Annotated in this window: 13 protein-coding genes and 1 pseudogene; 8 read left to right on the forward strand and 6 right to left on the reverse strand. The window is 48.2% G+C overall.

Annotation, left to right across the window (positions count from 1 at the left end; all coding sequences use genetic code 11):
- Positions 1-59: 59 nt before the first annotated feature.
- Together KCG55_RS07035 and acnB are read left to right on the forward strand one after the other, a co-directional pair.
- The gene (locus KCG55_RS07035; protein WP_049331614.1) at positions 60-1,097 is read left to right on the forward strand and encodes a sensor histidine kinase; all 1,038 of its coding nucleotides are present in this window, start codon (positions 60-62) and stop codon (positions 1,095-1,097) included.
- 199 nt (positions 1,098-1,296) lie between these two features.
- Positions 1,297-3,881, forward strand: a pseudogene (gene acnB / locus KCG55_RS07040) (bifunctional aconitate hydratase 2/2-methylisocitrate dehydratase).
- A gap of 185 nt (positions 3,882-4,066) precedes the next feature.
- Here acnB and KCG55_RS07045 read toward each other — a convergent pair.
- Positions 4,067-5,530 (reverse strand): DEAD/DEAH box helicase, encoded by a 1,464-nt coding sequence (locus tag KCG55_RS07045; RefSeq protein WP_432761070.1) that lies wholly within the window; start codon positions 5,528-5,530, stop codon positions 4,067-4,069.
- Positions 5,531-5,891: 361 nt separating this feature from the next.
- Between KCG55_RS07045 and KCG55_RS07050 the strand changes: the two genes are divergently transcribed.
- Positions 5,892-6,224, forward strand: coding sequence for a hypothetical protein (locus KCG55_RS07050; protein WP_254322542.1), 333 nt, complete (start codon positions 5,892-5,894; stop codon positions 6,222-6,224).
- A gap of 206 nt (positions 6,225-6,430) precedes the next feature.
- On the opposite strand, the gene clpX is transcribed toward KCG55_RS07050, so the two are convergent.
- The gene (gene clpX / locus KCG55_RS07055; RefSeq protein ID WP_254322544.1) at positions 6,431-7,696 is read right to left on the reverse strand and encodes an ATP-dependent Clp protease ATP-binding subunit ClpX; all 1,266 of its coding nucleotides are present in this window, start codon (positions 7,694-7,696) and stop codon (positions 6,431-6,433) included.
- A gap of 313 nt (positions 7,697-8,009) precedes the next feature.
- Here clpX and KCG55_RS07060 point away from each other — a divergent pair, with 313 nt between their 5' ends.
- Together KCG55_RS07060 and KCG55_RS07065 are read left to right on the forward strand one after the other, a co-directional pair.
- Positions 8,010-8,918 (forward strand): serine hydrolase, encoded by a 909-nt coding sequence (locus KCG55_RS07060; RefSeq protein ID WP_432757685.1) that lies wholly within the window; start codon positions 8,010-8,012, stop codon positions 8,916-8,918.
- A 108-nt stretch (positions 8,919-9,026) separates the two neighbouring features.
- Positions 9,027-9,800, forward strand: coding sequence for a M48 family metallopeptidase (locus tag KCG55_RS07065; protein WP_003745777.1), 774 nt, complete (start codon positions 9,027-9,029; stop codon positions 9,798-9,800).
- 63 nt (positions 9,801-9,863) lie between these two features.
- Here the strand turns inward: KCG55_RS07065 and KCG55_RS07070 are convergent, their stop codons facing one another.
- Positions 9,864-10,358, reverse strand: a complete 495-nt coding sequence (locus tag KCG55_RS07070) for a DMP19 family protein (protein ID WP_254322546.1) — start codon at positions 10,356-10,358, stop codon at positions 9,864-9,866.
- Between the two features lie 113 nt (positions 10,359-10,471).
- Here KCG55_RS07070 and KCG55_RS07075 point away from each other — a divergent pair, with 113 nt between their 5' ends.
- The gene (locus KCG55_RS07075) at positions 10,472-10,669 is read left to right on the forward strand and encodes a zinc-finger domain-containing protein (RefSeq protein WP_003745781.1); all 198 of its coding nucleotides are present in this window, start codon (positions 10,472-10,474) and stop codon (positions 10,667-10,669) included.
- Between the two features lie 3 nt (positions 10,670-10,672).
- Entirely contained in the window at positions 10,673-11,029 is a 357-nt protein-coding gene (locus tag KCG55_RS07080; RefSeq protein WP_254322547.1) for a hypothetical protein, read from the forward strand.
- A gap of 6 nt (positions 11,030-11,035) precedes the next feature.
- On the opposite strand, the gene mutY is transcribed toward KCG55_RS07080, so the two are convergent.
- The gene (gene mutY, locus KCG55_RS07085) at positions 11,036-12,070 is read right to left on the reverse strand and encodes an A/G-specific adenine glycosylase (RefSeq protein WP_254322549.1); all 1,035 of its coding nucleotides are present in this window, start codon (positions 12,068-12,070) and stop codon (positions 11,036-11,038) included.
- Positions 12,071-12,232: 162 nt separating this feature from the next.
- Between mutY and KCG55_RS07090 the strand changes: the two genes are divergently transcribed.
- Entirely contained in the window at positions 12,233-13,273 is a 1,041-nt protein-coding gene (locus KCG55_RS07090; protein ID WP_254322550.1) for a zinc-dependent alcohol dehydrogenase family protein, read from the forward strand.
- A gap of 69 nt (positions 13,274-13,342) precedes the next feature.
- Here the strand turns inward: KCG55_RS07090 and trmA are convergent, their stop codons facing one another.
- Together trmA and pta are read right to left on the reverse strand one after the other, a co-directional pair.
- Positions 13,343-14,425, reverse strand: a complete 1,083-nt coding sequence (gene trmA, locus KCG55_RS07095; RefSeq protein WP_254322552.1) for a tRNA (uridine(54)-C5)-methyltransferase TrmA — start codon at positions 14,423-14,425, stop codon at positions 13,343-13,345.
- A gap of 117 nt (positions 14,426-14,542) precedes the next feature.
- Positions 14,543-16,045 (reverse strand): phosphate acetyltransferase, encoded by a 1,503-nt coding sequence (gene pta / locus KCG55_RS07100; RefSeq protein ID WP_254322554.1) that lies wholly within the window; start codon positions 16,043-16,045, stop codon positions 14,543-14,545.
- Positions 16,046-16,196: the final 151 nt, after the last annotated feature.

A 16,196-nucleotide genomic window follows, 5' to 3' on the forward strand; every position in this document is an offset into this window, starting at 1 on the left:
GTCTACGTCTTCAATATAGCAGACCCGTCTATACATTATGAAAGAAAACGGTTGAAATCATGTCTATTATACGTCAAATAAACCAGAATTTCGCAGTGCCGGATTTGCGCAATTCCGCAACTCTGGTGCGCCTGCTCATTGTTTTGTTAATCAGTTTGTTTATCTTTCCGTTGATGACGGTATCGGGTGTGCCTTATCCGGAACAGATTTTCCAACATTTTTCATGGGCTTGCCCCGTCATCCTCTTAATTTTACTCAAGGTCTATTTCTTACAGGCATTTGCGCCGTCCCTGCTTCGCTCACAGTATAGCGTCGTGGTTTCCTACGTCTCCAACCTGCTGATTTTCTTGTTTGTCGATTTAGTGATTTTGAAGACGGAGATTTGGCCGTTGATCCAACACTTCTTCTTGCTGACCTTTTTTTGTTTCAGTTTCATGTACATCGAAGCGGCACGCCGAAACAGCCTTGCACCTTCCATTTCCGAAGCCAGATTGAGCGCGTTGACAGCGCGTATCCGTCCGCATTTCTTGTTTAACAGCCTGAATGCCGCCATCAGCTTAATCCGTCTGCGTCCGTATGATGCGGAAACTTTGCTGGAAAATCTGGCCAATTTGTTCCGCGCACAACTGCGCGACGGTAGTCAAAACAGCACCTTGGGGCAGGAAATCGAGTGGGCGCAGGAGTATATTGCCATCGAACAAATCCGCATGGGACATATGCGTGTACAGGTTATGTGGCAACACCATGCGCCCGATGATGCGGAAACGCCGCATCTGCTGCTGCAACCGCTTTTGGAAAATGCCGTATTCCATGGTGTCGAATCTATCCACCGTCCAGGGATAATTACGGTATTAACAAAATTGGAAAAATCATCTATTTTCATCAGTATCGAAAATCCGTGCGGAACGGAACCTAATGAAAATACCAAGCCGCATAAAGGCAATTCTATGGCCTTGCGCAATCTGAAAGAGCGCTTGACTTTGATGTATGACACCGACGCGAAAATCAGAAACATCCAATCAGACGGCCTGTTCCGCGTTGAAATCATATTGCCGTACCGTAAAAAATCAGCGGAAGTTTCCCGTCTGTTTGGCTAAAACGCCTAGAATAGGGTAGCTTTAGATAATTAGACTATTAACACATTAAATAAAATAGTTTAAATTTATTACATTCAGTAACATAACTGTTCCCATTTTTTGAAAACTGGTCTATGATGCTTAAAAGGATTGTTTACAATCTTTAATTGCAAATCATTTGCAATTGCCCAGAAGAAAAAACAGAAAAAGGAACAAAGAGATGTTAGAAGCCTATCGTAAAGCCGCCGCCGAGCGCGCCGCCCTTGGTATTCCCCCCTTCCTCTGACTGCTCAGCAGACTGCTGATTTGGTTGAGCTGCTGAAAAATCCACCTGCCGGTGAAGATGAATTCTTGGTTGAGCTGTTGGCTCACCGCGTACCGCCCGGTGTGGACGATGCCGCCAAAGTTAAAGCCTCATTTTTGGCTGCCGTTGCCGAAGGCAGCGCATCCAGTCCGCTGATTTCCCCTGAGTATGCTACCGAGCTGTTGGGTACCATGCTTGGCGGTTACAACATTCATGCACTCATCGAACTCTTGGACAACGACAAACTTGCGCCTATCGCTGCAAATGGTCTGAAACACACTCTGTTGATGTTTGACTCTTTCCACGATGTTCAAGAAAAAGCCGAAAAAGGCAACAAATACGCGCAAGAAGTATTGCAATCTTGGGCAGATGCCGAATGGTTCACCTCTCGTGCCAAAGTTCCAGAAAAAATCACTGTTACCGTCTTCAAAGTCGACGGCGAAACCAATACAGACGACCTCTCTCCTGCACCTGATGCATGGAGCCGTCCTGATATTCCTCTGCATGCGCTGGCGATGTTGAAAAACCCGCGCGACGGCATCAATCCTGACAAACCTGGCGAAGTTGGTCCGATTAAATTGCTGGAAGAACTCAAAGCCAAAGGCCATCCAGTTGCTTACGTTGGTGACGTGGTCGGTACCGGTTCTTCACGTAAATCTGCTACCAACTCCGTAATTTGGCATACCGGCGAAGATATTCCGTTCGTACCGAACAAACGTTTCGGCGGCGTATGCCTGGGTGGCAAAATTGCTCCTATTTTCTTCAATACTCAAGAAGACTCCGGCGCACTGCCGATTGAAGTCGATGTTTCCGCGCTGAAAATGGGTGATGTCGTCGATATCCTGCCTTATGAAGGCAAGATCGTGAAAAACGGCGAAACTGTTGCCGATTTTGAATTGAAATCACAAGTATTGCTGGATGAAGTACAAGCCGGTGGCCGTATCAACCTAATTATCGGTCGTGGCCTGACTGCCAAAGCGCGCGAAGCACTGAAATTGCCTGCTTCTACCGAGTTCCGTCTGCCTCAAGCGCCTGCCGAAAGCAAAGCCGGTTTCACATTAGCTCAAAAAATGGTTGGTCGTGCCTGCGGTTTGCCGGAAGGTAAAGGCGTGCGTCCGGGTACTTACTGCGAACCACGCATGACTACTGTCGGCTCGCAAGATACTACCGGTCCGATGACTCGCGACGAATTGAAAGACTTGGCTTGCTTGGGCTTCTCAGCAGATATGGTGATGCAGTCTTTCTGTCACACCGCGGCTTATCCAAAACCTGTCGATGTGAGAACCCATAAAGAATTGCCAGCCTTTATTTCCACCCGTGGCGGCGTATCCCTGCGTCCGGGCGACGGCGTGATTCACTCATGGCTCAACCGTCTGTTGTTGCCTGATACAGTTGGTACCGGTGGCGACAGCCACACCCGTTTCCCTATCGGTATTTCTTTCCCTGCCGGCTCCGGCTTGGTTGCTTTCGCAGCAGCTACTGGTGTAATGCCGCTCGATATGCCTGAGTCTGTATTGGTACGCTTCAGCGGCAAACTGCAACCGGGCGTAACCCTGCGTGATTTGGTGAACGCCATTCCGCTGTACGCGATTAAACAAGGCCTGCTTACTGTTGCCAAAGCCGGTAAGAAAAACATCTTCTCCGGCCGCATCCTCGAAATCGAAGGCCTGCCTGATTTGAAAGTGGAACAAGCCTTTGAATTGACTGACGCATCTGCCGAACGCTCCGCCGCAGGCTGTACTGTGAAGCTCAACAAAGAGCCGATTATCGAGTACATGAAATCCAATATTGTGTTGATGAAAAACATGATTGCCGACGGCTATCAAGATTCACGCACTTTGGAACGCCGTATCAAAGCCATGGAAGCATGGTTGGCAAATCCTGAATTGCTCGAAGCGGATAAAGATGCCGAATACGCCGCCGTGATTGAAATCAACATGGACGACATTAAAGAGCCAATTATTGCTTGCCCGAACGACCCTGACGACGTGTGCTTCATGTCTGAACGCTCCGGCACCAAAATCGACGAAGTGTTCATCGGTTCTTGTATGACCAATATCGGTCACTTCCGTGCCGCCTCCAAACTCTTGGAAGGCAAGAGCGACATCCCAGTACGTCTGTGGATGGCACCGCCGACCAAAATGGATGCGAAAGAGTTGTCTGACGAAGGTCACTACGGTGTACTCGGCCGTGCAGGCGCGCGTATGGAAATGCCGGGTTGCTCATTGTGTATGGGTAACCAAGCACAAGTACACGAAGGCGCGACTGTAATGTCCACTTCTACCCGTAACTTCCCGAACCGCTTGGGTAAAAACACCTTTGTTTACCTCGGCTCGGCTGAGTTGGCGGCAATCTGCTCCAAACTGGGTAAAATCCCGACTGTTGAAGAATACCAAGCCAATATCGGTATCATCAACGAGCAGGGCGACCAAATCTACCGCTACATGAACTTCAACGAAATCGACAGCTACAACGAAGTAGCCGAGAAAGTGAATGTTTAATATATAGCAAGGTAAACCGATTTTCAGACGGCCTTAAGTAACAAAGGCCGTCTGAAACGGAAAAATAAAGGATGTGTTCATCATGTCCTTTTTATTTTTAGTTTAATAAAAGGCCGTCTGAAAGATAAGTTTCAGACGGCCTTTGTTTAGGATAAATAATCAGAAAACCGATTAATCAGCGTTGTTTACTTTACGCCAAAGCTAGGTTGGAGTAGGGCACAAGGTTGACGCTCGTGACGGCTGCGGCGTGTTCTGCCGGCAATTTTACCGCAGACAATACCCGGATCGTTTTTCTCTTCTGCTTTTTTCGAGTTTTTGTCTGATTTATTCGCGTATTCGCTGCGTTTGTTTCTATCATCGCGGCGAGAGCGGCTGTCGTTGTGCTGAACTGGTTGCGCTTCGGCTTCATCTTGATTGTCGTTACCCCACCAATGCGGCTCAAAACCTTCGATGCGTTCCACATTCAAATCGCTGCCGGTCAGCTCTTTAATGGCTTCAAACATTTTCTGTTCGGTTTTATCCATCAAGGAAATGGCAACGCCGTCGGCACCGGCCCGGCCGGTACGTCCGATGCGGTGGACGTAGTCTTCAGGTTGGGTTGGCAGCTCGTAGTTGATGACGAAAGGCAACTCGGCAATATCCAGGCCGCGTGCGGCAACGTCAGTGGCAACCAAAACGCGTAATGTACCTTCTTTAAAGGCGTTGAGGGTTTCTAGTCGGCTTTGTTGGGATTTGTCGCCGTGGATGGATTGCGCGGCAATATTGCGACGGACGAGGTCGCGGGTAACTTGATCGACGCTTTGTTTGGTTTTGCAGAATACAATGACTTGATTCATATGCAAATCAACAATCAGACGTTCGAGCAGGTTGCGTTTTTTGAGTGCATCAACGGCAATGATGTGTTGCTCGACATTGGCGTTGGTGGTGTTTTGCGCAGCTACTTCAACCATTTCAGGCGTGTGCATAAAATCTTGCGCGAGCTTTCGGATAGGCGGTGAGAAAGTGGCGGAGAAAAGCAGGGTTTGTCGCTGTTTGGGCAGCATCTGCATGATTTTGCGGATATCGTCGATGAAACCCATATCAAGCATACGGTCGGCTTCGTCGAGTACGACGATTTCAACTTTGTTTAAATTGATGTTTTTTTGCTTGATGTGGTCGAGCAGTCGGCCAACCGTGGCAACAACGATTTCACAACCAGCGCGCAAGTCGGCAGTTTGTTTGTCCATATTGACGCCTCCGAAGAGGACGGTGTGGCGCAAAGGAAGATTTTTAATGTATGCCTGCACGTTTTGATCGATTTGATCGGCCAGTTCGCGGGTCGGGGTTAATACCAACATGCGGACAGGGTGCATGGCAGGGGAGGTGCTGGATGTGGCGTAGCGTTTCAGGCGTTCGAGGCTGGGCAGCATAAAGGCGGCGGTTTTACCTGTACCGGTTTGTGCCGCGGCCAAAAGGTCGTGTCCTGCCAAGGCTTTGGGAATTGCTGCTGCTTGGATAGGCGTCGGGTTTTCATAACCCTGATCGGTCAGGGCAGAGACTAATTCGCTGCCTAAACCGAGTGAAGAGAAAGGATTCATGATGGTGGCTTTCTGTTCAGACGGCCTTTTGAATGATAGGCCGTCTGAAAAATCTGATTCTGAAATGGACAAACCGCAGTATGATGTTGATTCTGCGGTTTGAAAAAAATGGGGAGCGGAATAATCCGTCAAGTAGTCCATTATGCCATAAAAAGAGGGACTCCCCAAATGATGGTTGCGGCTAGGATTGACCAAGTTTTGATATTTTTACAGTGAAAAAAACAGAAAAAATTACTGGCCTGCAAGATTTTGAGTTTATTGGGAATTAAGCATTTGTCTTAACGTCAATAGAATTAATTTATCAAAAACTTACAGGCTGAAATGAAACTAAATTGTACTCATGTACTCAATATTGGGGTACAGAGCTTGTTTTGTAGCCTGTATCTCCCGTTTAACGGTAAACCATAAAATCAAAATTTAGGAATATACAATTATGAAAACTTTATTAATCGCTCTTGCAACCGGTAGCCTGATGTTGGCAGCTTGTTCTTCTTCCAAACCTGAAGAAGCGGCAGCGCCACGCATCACTGTTGAAGAAGCAATGACTCAATGTCAACAAGCATCTGGTGAAAATGCTGATCGCGCTATATTTGATGCCTGCATGAAAGACAAAGGCTATCAACGTACCGCTGAATCCGCTGCCTCCGAACCTGCTGCATCTGAGCCTGTAGCTGCTCCTGAAACTGCTGCTCCTGAAGCTGCGGCTTCTGAGCCTGCCGCCAAAGCTGCTCCTGCTAAAAAAGCTGCTAAGAAAGCAAAAAAATAAGTGTCATAAAATTCAAGGAAGTCACTCTCATCAATACTCCGGATGAAGGTAGACTTAGAGCAACTTGAAAATAAAGGCCGTCTGAATATGTTTCAGATGGCTTTTGTTTTTTTATGTATAAGACCATTATTAAAAGATATGCTTTTGGTTTTATTAAAAAATAAAAAAGACGTATAACGGGTACACGTCTTTTTTAGGGAATGGCCTTATTGCTTATATTCGCTGCCGTCTTCGCGGAAAAGTTTTGGCTGTTCGCCTTTTTCCACGACCTCTTTATTGATGACGACTTTTGCTACGTCTTTCAAATCTGGTAGGGTGTACATGGTGTCCAAGAGGCAACGTTCGACGATAGAGCGCAGGCCACGCGCACCGGTTTTACGTTCCATCGCCAGTTTGGCGATGCTGCGCAAAGCATCTTCTTCAAACTCAAGGCCGACATCTTCCATTGCAAACAAGGTTTGATATTGTTTGACCAAGGCGTTTTTCGGTTCGGTCAAAATGTTGACCAAAGCATCTTCGTCCAATTCTGCCAATGTGGCAATCACGGGTAGACGGCCGATAAGCTCGGGAATCAGACCGAATTTAATCAAGTCTTCAGGCTCGACTGTTTCAAACAGGGCTGAAATATCGGCGTTTTCATCTTTGCTGTGTACCGCTGCACCAAAGCCGATACCGCCTCTTTCAGTACGTTGTCGGATGACTTTTTCCAAGCCGGCAAATGCGCCGCCGCAGATAAAGAGGATGTTGGTGGTATCAACGTTGATGAATTCTTGGTTTGGATGTTTGCGTCCGCCTTGAGGGGGAACGCTGGCTACCGTGCCTTCAATCAGTTTCAGTAAGGCTTGTTGCACGCCTTCGCCGGATACGTCGCGTGTGATGGACGGATTGTCGCTTTTGCGTGAAATTTTATCGATTTCATCGATATAAACGATGCCGCGCTGGGCTTTTTCAACGTCAAAATCACATTTGCCCAAAAGTTTGGTGATGATTTGTTCGACGTCTTCACCGACATAACCGGCTTCGGTCAAAGTTGTGGCATCCGCCATGACAAAAGGTACATCCAGTTTGCGCGCCAAAGATTGCGCCAACAGGGTTTTACCTGAGCCGGTAGGGCCGATGAGCAGGATATTGGATTTGGACAACTCGACTTTGCCCTCCGCTTTCGGGTGGCGCAGGCGTTTGTAGTGGTTGTAAACCGATACTGCCAACGCTTTTTTTGCGTGTTCCTGACCGATAACGTGGTCGTTGAGGTTGGCAACGATTTCGGCCGGGGTAGGCAGTTTTTTCTCGGCGTTTTCTTCTTTCGCTTTGACAAGCTCGTTTTCAATTTCGCCGAACTCGTTGTCTTGCAGCATTATGCCGCAAGTTTCTACACATTCGTTGCAGATGAAGGCGTGTTCGCCTTCGATCAGGTTTTTAACGTCGTTTTCGGACTTCCCGCAGAATGAACAGGTGCGTTTTTCTTCAGACATAATAATTTCTTCGTATGGTTGTATGGAGGCTGTGTTGTAAAGGGGGAACAGATATTTCGGGCGTATTGCCGGATTGAGGGAATGCCTCTGACAAAGGAGCCTAAGTATAATGACTATCTTGTGTTTTTTCAAATCAGAGCAGGCATTGCGCCGTATCGTCTAAGAAACAGATACGGACGTTGGATTTGAATATCTCGCAAACAAACGCAAAGTTTTCTCAACTCGCTTTACAATTGTTGAAAAATTTAACAGAATGTTGAATTAAATGTATTTTTTTGAATTGGCAGATATGAAAATCTATAAAACTTTAGGAATGGTATGGACAGGTGTGGCATTGGCCTTTGCTTCTGCGCCTGCCGTTGCCGATGATATGGATGTATTGGGACAATTTTTGGAGCAAAATTTCCCAGTGCAAAATGACCCGCTGGAAGCTTTTGCATTGAGTCATGCCGACCAAGTCGAAGCTCAAGCCGCTTTGGCAGGTCCTCTGCTGTCTTCGCAATCTGCTCTGATTTTCAATAATAAAACCGGTGAAGTGCTGTATCAGAAAAACCCTGATCGTGTCATGCCGATTGCCTCTATTTCCAAATTGATGAGCGCGATGGTGGTGTTGGATGCACATCTGGATATGAACGAGCCGATTACGATTACCGAGGCTGAAATCGACCGTTTGAAAGGTACGGGCAGCCGTTTGAGCATCGGCACAACGCTGACACGCGGCGAACTGTTGCACCTGAGCCTGATGAGCAGTGAAAACCGTGCTACTCATGCATTGGGCCGTACGTATCCGGGCGGTATGAGCGCATTTGTTGCGGCTATGAATGCCAAAGCGCAAAGCCTGGGTATGACCAGCAGTCGTTTCTATGAGCCTACCGGTTTGAATTTCCAAAACGTTTCCACTGCACGCGATTTGAACCGCATGGTTGCGGCAGCCAGTAAGTATCCGCTGATTCGCAAAAATTCGACTTCAAATTACGGCTCGGTTTGGACGGCAAATGGTCGTCAAAACTACAAAAACTCCAATGCCTTGGTGCGTGAGGGCAGCTGGAATATCGAATTGCAGAAAACCGGCTATATTCGTGAAGCAGGACGTTCTATGGTGGTTAAGGCCAATGTACAGAATCAGCCGATTACCATTGTATTGCTCAACTCTCCGTCTTCCACAACCCGCGTGAACGATGCGCGTAAGATTGAGTCTTGGATGCTGCAGCGCCGTTCTTAAATATTACGCTTAAAGGCCGTCTGAAACCGTTCAGACGGCCTTTTGTGTAAAGGGTATTAAATTTGGGTACAATGTCGTTACATTAATTTTAAAACACAGAGAGAAAACATGTTGAAAAAATGGAATAAAAAATATTGGGCCGGCATGGGTGTGATTTTGGCGTTGACCGGCTGTACTTCTGTAGCGGATATGGTTGGCTACGATACTGCGACTTTGAATGAAGATGCTGCCAAAAGTTACTCACAAGTCATTCAAAACGCGCGTGGTCAAAAAGCTTTGGATGTTTCATCTCCAACTGCTCAACGCGTTCAACGCGTGTTTGCACGTCTGCGTCCTCATGCTGAGCGCGCCAACAAAACCGGCGTGCCTTTCAACTGGCAGATGAACGTTATCCGCAGTGATGAAATGAACGCATGGGCAATGCCAGGCGGTAAAATGGCCGTGTACACCGGCATAGTAGAGAAATTGAAGCTGACTGATGATGAAATTGCCGCCGTTGTCGGCCATGAAATGACCCATGCTCTGTTGGAACACAGCAAAAAAGCTTTGGGCGGACAAGTATTGACCGGCTTGGGCGGTTCGATTTTGGCCAGCTCAACCGGTGTGGATGGCGATTTGGTCGGCTTGGGTGCAGATTTGTTGGCGACCAAACCGTTCTCACGTCATCAGGAAAGCGAAGCGGACGCCGGCGGTGTACGTTTGATGGCTGAAGCAGGCTACAACCCTGAGGCTGCGGTAAGCGTGTGGGAAAAAATGAACAAAGTACAGGGCGGCAGCTCATTGTCTATTTTGTCGACCCATCCGACCAATCAAGCGCGTATCAATGCAATCCGCAAGATGTTGCCTGAAGTGATGCCGATTTATCAGAAAAACAAACGTTAATTTGATGTACTTATAATTTTGCCGGTTTGAACAGATGATTCAAACCGGCAAAGTTTTATGGTTTCAGTCTGACAGTTTGGCAAATTTATCCCAATTTGCCTGAACATACGCTGCCGCAGTTTCCAAGTCTTCGTCGGCAACGTCATAATAATCGCCGTCAAGCTCTTCAAAATCGGGAAAAGCTTTGCGGATTTCGTCGAAATCCCTTTGCTCGTCTGCCATTTTTTCAATGGCTTCGCCGTGTTTTTCGTACAGGGCTTTGGCTTTGTCTAAGATTTTCGGTATCGGCTTGATGCGCCAGCGGCGCAGGCTGTCGGCAACCGGATTGCCGAAGATGTATTCTCCGTATCCTGAAGCGATAAGCTGTACAAAGCCGCCTTCTTGAACTTGGCTGTCGAGATAGCAAAGGGCGGTCAATGTATGCTGTTCGTCGTTGAGGCCGGACATTTCCTCGTCGCCTGCCTGTTCGGTGTGGTCCAAATAGGCTGCGCTGAGTGTATAAAGAAATGAAGCGGAATCGGAAGTATCGAAATCTTGAAGGCGGAGCAGGGTGGTCATAATCATCAAAGGCCGTCTGAAAAAAGTGATTATATAATGTTTTCAGTCTGAACCTAGCGGCCATTTTGCTTTACAATATCGGAAGATAAGAAAACATAGTGAGGAACCAAACCATGAGTACACAGTCTGAAAAAAACGTTGTAGTCATCAAGCCGCAGGATTTGCCGCTACATTGCTCCGGCCCTAATCATGAAACATGGAACGGCCATCCGCGTGTGTTCTTGCCGATTCAGTCCAACAGTGAGATTGAATGCCCGTATTGCGGCACTTATTACCGTCTTGATGGCGAGATTCCGCATCACCATTACTAATCTATGCCTATGTTGAACAAAATCATCTGCGCTTTGTGCGTGAGTTTGTGCGCTGCGTGCGGCTCGTATAAGGCCGTGCGCCCTGATGCACCGTTACCGGTCATTGCACAGGCGCAGACGTATTCTGTCCGTTATCAATCCGCACAAGGTCGGACGATTACTGCAATTTATATCAACAGCCACAGTCCGATGATGGTTGAGCTGCGTGAAGGCAATACGGTTGAGAAACTGGTGCAAGTCCGCTTGCGCAGTCAGGGTGTCGAGTACACCAATCCAAGCTCGCGTTGGCAAATTGGCGACGGGTTTGCCGTGCTGATTCGCGGCGGAAAAGAAGTTGTATTTAAAGAGATTGTGGAATAGGGCGGTTTAGCCTTTAGCCAAATATTTGATTAAAGGTTTGGGCAAACCATAATCTGTCAAATGTTCCGATGATACCCAAAGGCCGTCTGAAAGATGTTCAGACGGCCTTTGTTGCGTCTGAAAAGGGGTAATCATCAATAAGCGGTGGGTCAGGCGGTGGGTAAACGTGGTTTGTTCTTCAAGGCCGTCTGAAACAATGCCGAAGCGTTTGGCGTAAGCATACAAATCGTCTAATTTTTCAAAACAGGGTACGCAATACAGACCGCCCCAAATGCCTTTGGCAGGGCGTTTCTCAAGCAATAATGCGCCGTCAGCGTTATGAATAATCAGCCAATAAAGCGGTAGGGTTTGCACTTCGGGAGCAGCTTTTTTACGGGGCAGCTCGTCAATGCGATTTTGTTTTTTTGCTTCGCAGATGTCTGCCATCGGGCATTGATGGCACAAAGGTTTTGTCCGTTTACAGACGGTTGCGCCCAAATCCATCAGTCCTTGTGTATAGGCAGGCATATCAGTGTTTTCAGACGGCATCAGGCTTTCGGCAAGCGTCCAAAGCGAGTTTTCAAATTTTTTGTCTTGCGGATTGCCATCTTGGGCAAAGACACGGCAGAGAACGCGTTTGACGTTGCCGTCCAAGATGGTTTCGCGTCGGTTGAAAGCAAAGGCGGAAATGGCGGCGGCGGTACTTCTGCCTACGCCGCAGAGCGTTTCCAAGTCTTTGCGATCGGATGGAAAGATACCGCCGAATTGTCCGACGACTTGTTGCGCTGCTTTGTGCAGGTTGCGTGCTCGGCTGTAATAGCCCAAGCCTGCCCACAAGGATAAAACCTCGTCTTGCGGCGCGGCGGCAAGCGATTGCACGGTTGGGAATGTGGCTAAGAAACGCGGATAGTAGTCCAATACGGTAGCTACTTGCGTTTGTTGGAGCATGATTTCTGAAAGCCAGACGGAATACGGGTCTTTGACCTGCCAAGGCAGGTTGTGGCGGCCGTGTTGGCGCTGCCAATCGATGAGTCGTCGAGCGAAGGATGTGGGTGTGTTCATTAACATTTGCTTTTTAATTATTTATTTTTAAAACAATATGTTACAATATAACATATGAAATAATAATCAGAATTGACTTATCTGGTGGAGGGGTATATAAATACAGTTAACGTGGATTTACGCTGTATTGTTAAAGTTTATTAACTGCTCAAGGAGATTCACATGAAAGCAATGGTTTATCATGGCGCAAACGACATCCGTTTCGAAGAAAAACCCCGCCCTCAAATTATCGATCCGACCGATGCAGTCGTCAAAATCGTTAAAACCACGATTTGCGGTACTGACCTGGGTATTTGGAAGGGTAAAAACCCTGAAGTTGCCGACGGTCGTATTCTCGGTCATGAGGGCATCGGTATTGTAGAAGAAGTCGGCAATGCTGTAAAAAACATCAAAGTCGGTGATAAAGTCATTATTTCATGTGTCAGCAAATGCTGTACTTGCGACAACTGTAAAATCCAACTTTATTCACACTGCCGCAACGGCGGTTGGATCTTGGGCTACATGATTGACGGTACTCAGGCCGAATACGTCCGTACGCCTTATGCCGACAACAGCTTGGTTCCGCTGCCTGACAACGTCAACGAAGAAGTTGCCCTGCTGTTGAGCGATGCTTTGCCGACCGCCCACGAAATCGGCGTGCAATATGGCGATGTGAAACCTGGCGATACCGTGTTCATTGCAGGTGCCGGCCCTGTCGGTATGTCTGCGTTGCTGACCGCGCAACTGTATAGTCCTGCCGCCATCATCGTTTGCGATATGGACGAAAACCGCTTGAAACTAGCGAAAGAATTGGGTGCGACCCATACTATTAACCCTGCTTCCGGCGATGTGAGCAAGCAAGTTGCCGATATCGTTGGCGAAGATGGCGTAGATTGCGCCATCGAAGCGGTCGGTATCCCTGCAACTTGGAATATGTGCCAAGACATCGTGAAACCCGGCGGTCATATTGCTGTGGTCGGCGTACATGGTCAATCCGTTGATTTCAAACTGGAAAAACTGTGGATTAAAAACCTTGCCATTACTACCGGCCTGGTTAACGCCAATACCACCGAAATGCTGATGAAAGCCATTTCCAGCAGCTCAGTGGATTACACTAAAATGATGACCCACCATTTCAAATTCAGCGAATTGGAAAAAGCTTACGATGTATTCAAGCATGCTGCTGAAAACCAAGCCATGAAAGTGGTTTTGGAAGCGGATTGATTTGAAAATCGTTTAATATGCCGTTAATTAAAGGCCGTCTGAACATTCAGACGGCCTTTTTGTATGGTTTTATTTTTTCTTCAACCAAACGCCGCTTTCGATATGGTGGGTAAATGGGAATTGGTCGAACAGGGCGGCGCGTTCAATGGTATGGGTTTGGCAGAGCGTATCGAGGTTGGCACGCAGGGTCTCAGGATTGCAGGAAATATAGAGGACGTTGTCGAATCGGGCAACCAATTTGAGCGTCTCATCATCAACACCGGCGCGTGGAGGATCAACGAAAATGGTTGAAAAATCATAGTTTTTCAAGTCGATGCCTTGTTCTTGCAGGCGGCGGAACTCACGGTTTTGCGTGTAGGCCTCGGTAAATTCTTCCGCAGACAGGCGGGCGATTTTGAGATTGGTAATTTGGTTGGCTTCAATATTCCATTGGGCGGCGTTGACGGAAGTTTTGGAGACTTCGGTCGCCAACACTTGATTGAAATGTTGCGAAAGCGGCAGGGTGAAATTGCCGTTGCCGCAGTACAGCTCAAGCATGTCTTTGCCTAAGTTTTGTGCTGCATTACACGCCCACGTCAGCATTTTTTGGCAAACTTGGGCATTGGGTTGGGTAAAGCTACCCTCGATTTGACGATAGCGGAAGGTCTTGCCGTTGACTTCCAACGCTTCGGTTACAAAATCTTTGCTCAATACGATTTTTTGTCCGCGGCTGCGGCCGATGATGTGGATGCCCAAAGTGTGCGCCATCTCTTGCGCGACTTGTTGCCATGCTTCATTCAGCTTTTTGTGGTAAATCATGGTAACCAGCATTTCGCCGCTTAAAGTGGACAAAAATTCGACGGCGTACCAGCGGTTTTTCAGCTCGGGATGATTGGATGCGGCTTCAATCAATTTCGGCATCAAGGCATTGATGGATTCGGACGCGGCAGGAAATTGGTCGCAACGGATCAGGCTTGCCCCGCTTGCCTTTTGCCCGCGCTCAAACATGGCGTAAAACATTTCGCCGCCCTCATGCCAGATACGGAACTCGGCGCGCATTCTGTAATGCTGTTCCGGAGATTCAAAGACTTCGATTTCGGGGAAATCCAGTCCTTGGAAAAGTTGCTGAAGATATTGCTTTTTGTCGGCTAGTTGTTGCTGGTAGGCAGTCATTGGGGCAATCTTTCGGAAAATAATGGCGAATTATAATATAGTTGGCGCAAAGATACGAAAGGCCGTCTGAAACATCGGTTTCAGACGGCCTTTGATTTTAACGCATCAGCTTGTCAATCAGCCTTGCATTTGTTTGGCTTGAACGGCAGTCAGGGCGATGGTGAAGACGATGTCTTCAATCAATGCGCCGCGGGACAAATCGTTAACCGGTTTACGCAAACCTTGCAACAACGGACCTACGCTCAGGACGTTGGCGCTGCGTTGTACGGCTTTGTAAGTACAGTTGCCGGTGTTGAGGTCTGGGAAAACCAAAACGGTTGCTTGACCGGCAACAGCGCTGCCCGGAGCTTTGGATTGGCCGATAGATGGAACGGTAGCCGCATCGTATTGCAACGGACCTTCGATGGCCAAATCAGGGCGTTTTTCATTAGCCAGTTTGGTAGCTTCGATCACTGCATCGACATCAGGGCCGCTGCCTGAGTTGATGGTAGAGTAGGAAATCATGGCCACTTTTGGATCGATACCGAAGGCTTTGGCGCTGTCGGCAGATTGGATAGCGATGTCGGCCAGTTGTTCAGGCGTTGGATTCGGGTTAACCGCGCAGTCGCCGAACGCCAAAACTTGGTTAGGCAGCAACATGAAGAATACGCTGGATACAAGGCTTGCACCCGGAGCGGTTTTAATCAGTTGCAGGGCAGGGCGGATGGTGTTGGCAGTGGTGTGGACTGCACCGGAAACCAAACCGTCTACGTCGTTTTGAGCCATCATCATGGTACCCAGTACGACAGTGTCTTGCAGCTGTTTGCGTGCGTCTTCAGGAGTCAGGCCTTTGGATTTGCGCAATTCGCACATCGGCTCGACGTATTGCTCAACCAAAGAAGCAGGATCGATGATTTCCAAAGAATCAGGCAGGTTGATGCCGCGTTCTTTAGCTACGGCCTCAACTTCTTCGCGGGTAGCCAACAGTACGCAACGGGCGATGCCTTTTTCGTGACAGATAGCGGCAGCGGCGACGGTGCGCGGTTCTGCGCCTTCAGGCAGAACGATGCGCATATCGGCTTTGCGGGCAAAATCGATCAGGTTGTAACGGAATTGGGCTGGAGACAGGCGTTTGGCTTCGCGTTTGGCCAAAGCGGATACGTCTTGCAGTTTGTCGCTGGAGCCGAAGAAAGTCAGGCCGGTTTGCTCGGCAACTTGTGCGCCTAAAGCTGCGGCTGCGCCGTCAATGATGAAACCTTCCAATAAGCCTGGAGAGTTGGTGTAGAGCTGTTTAGCAAGGTTTAATTGTTGGGCGACGGCGGCTGCATCGGTGTTGTCGGATTTCAGCGCCAATACAACGCCAGCGTCTAAAGACAGCGCCAATTCGACGTTTTTGCCTGCCAAGAACAATTTGTCTGCATCAGGAGTGATGCCTTCGATAACAAGGTTATCTGCATTCAATGCTGCAACTTTACCGACAAGCGCGTCAAACCAGTCGTCGCTCTTGCCTTGAGCCAACAGGGCTTCTGTAGTGGAGTCAACGGCTTGGAAAACTTGCGCATTCAATGTCGCTGCAAATGCTTTTGCCGCTGCATCGGCGCTCAGGCCGGTAGATACCGGTGCGATCAGGATTTTTGCCATTTTGTGTCCTCTCTTTCGTTAATTGTAGAAGGGTGTTGCTGTGGCGCAGCTGGTGCTGCATTTTAATACTTCAGGATTGAAGTTTCTTTAATGTATTCACGGTCATATTGACATATGTCATCAGGCCGTCTGAAAAGTATAAACGCAATGG

This window comes from Neisseria subflava, from assembly GCF_024205745.1.
Taxonomy (GTDB): Bacteria; Pseudomonadota; Gammaproteobacteria; order Burkholderiales; family Neisseriaceae; genus Neisseria; species Neisseria flavescens_B.

Coding starts and splice junctions, on each gene's coding strand:
- KCG55_RS07035 (WP_049331614.1), top strand. CDS start 60: ATGTCTATTATACGTCAAATAAACCAGAATTTCGCAGTGCCGGATTTG.
- KCG55_RS07050 (WP_254322542.1), top strand. CDS start 5,892: ATGAAAACTTTATTAATCGCTCTTGCAACCGGTAGCCTGATGTTGGCA.
- clpX (WP_254322544.1), bottom strand. CDS start 7,696: ATGTCTGAAGAAAAACGCACCTGTTCATTCTGCGGGAAGTCCGAAAAC.
- KCG55_RS07060 (WP_432757685.1), top strand. CDS start 8,010: ATGGTATGGACAGGTGTGGCATTGGCCTTTGCTTCTGCGCCTGCCGTT.
- KCG55_RS07065 (WP_003745777.1), top strand. CDS start 9,027: ATGTTGAAAAAATGGAATAAAAAATATTGGGCCGGCATGGGTGTGATT.
- KCG55_RS07070 (WP_254322546.1), bottom strand. CDS start 10,358: ATGACCACCCTGCTCCGCCTTCAAGATTTCGATACTTCCGATTCCGCT.
- KCG55_RS07075 (WP_003745781.1), top strand. CDS start 10,472: ATGAGTACACAGTCTGAAAAAAACGTTGTAGTCATCAAGCCGCAGGAT.
- KCG55_RS07080 (WP_254322547.1), top strand. CDS start 10,673: ATGCCTATGTTGAACAAAATCATCTGCGCTTTGTGCGTGAGTTTGTGC.
- mutY (WP_254322549.1), bottom strand. CDS start 12,070: ATGAACACACCCACATCCTTCGCTCGACGACTCATCGATTGGCAGCGC.
- KCG55_RS07090 (WP_254322550.1), top strand. CDS start 12,233: ATGAAAGCAATGGTTTATCATGGCGCAAACGACATCCGTTTCGAAGAA.
- trmA (WP_254322552.1), bottom strand. CDS start 14,425: ATGACTGCCTACCAGCAACAACTAGCCGACAAAAAGCAATATCTTCAG.
- pta (WP_254322554.1), bottom strand. CDS start 16,045: ATGGCAAAAATCCTGATCGCACCGGTATCTACCGGCCTGAGCGCCGAT.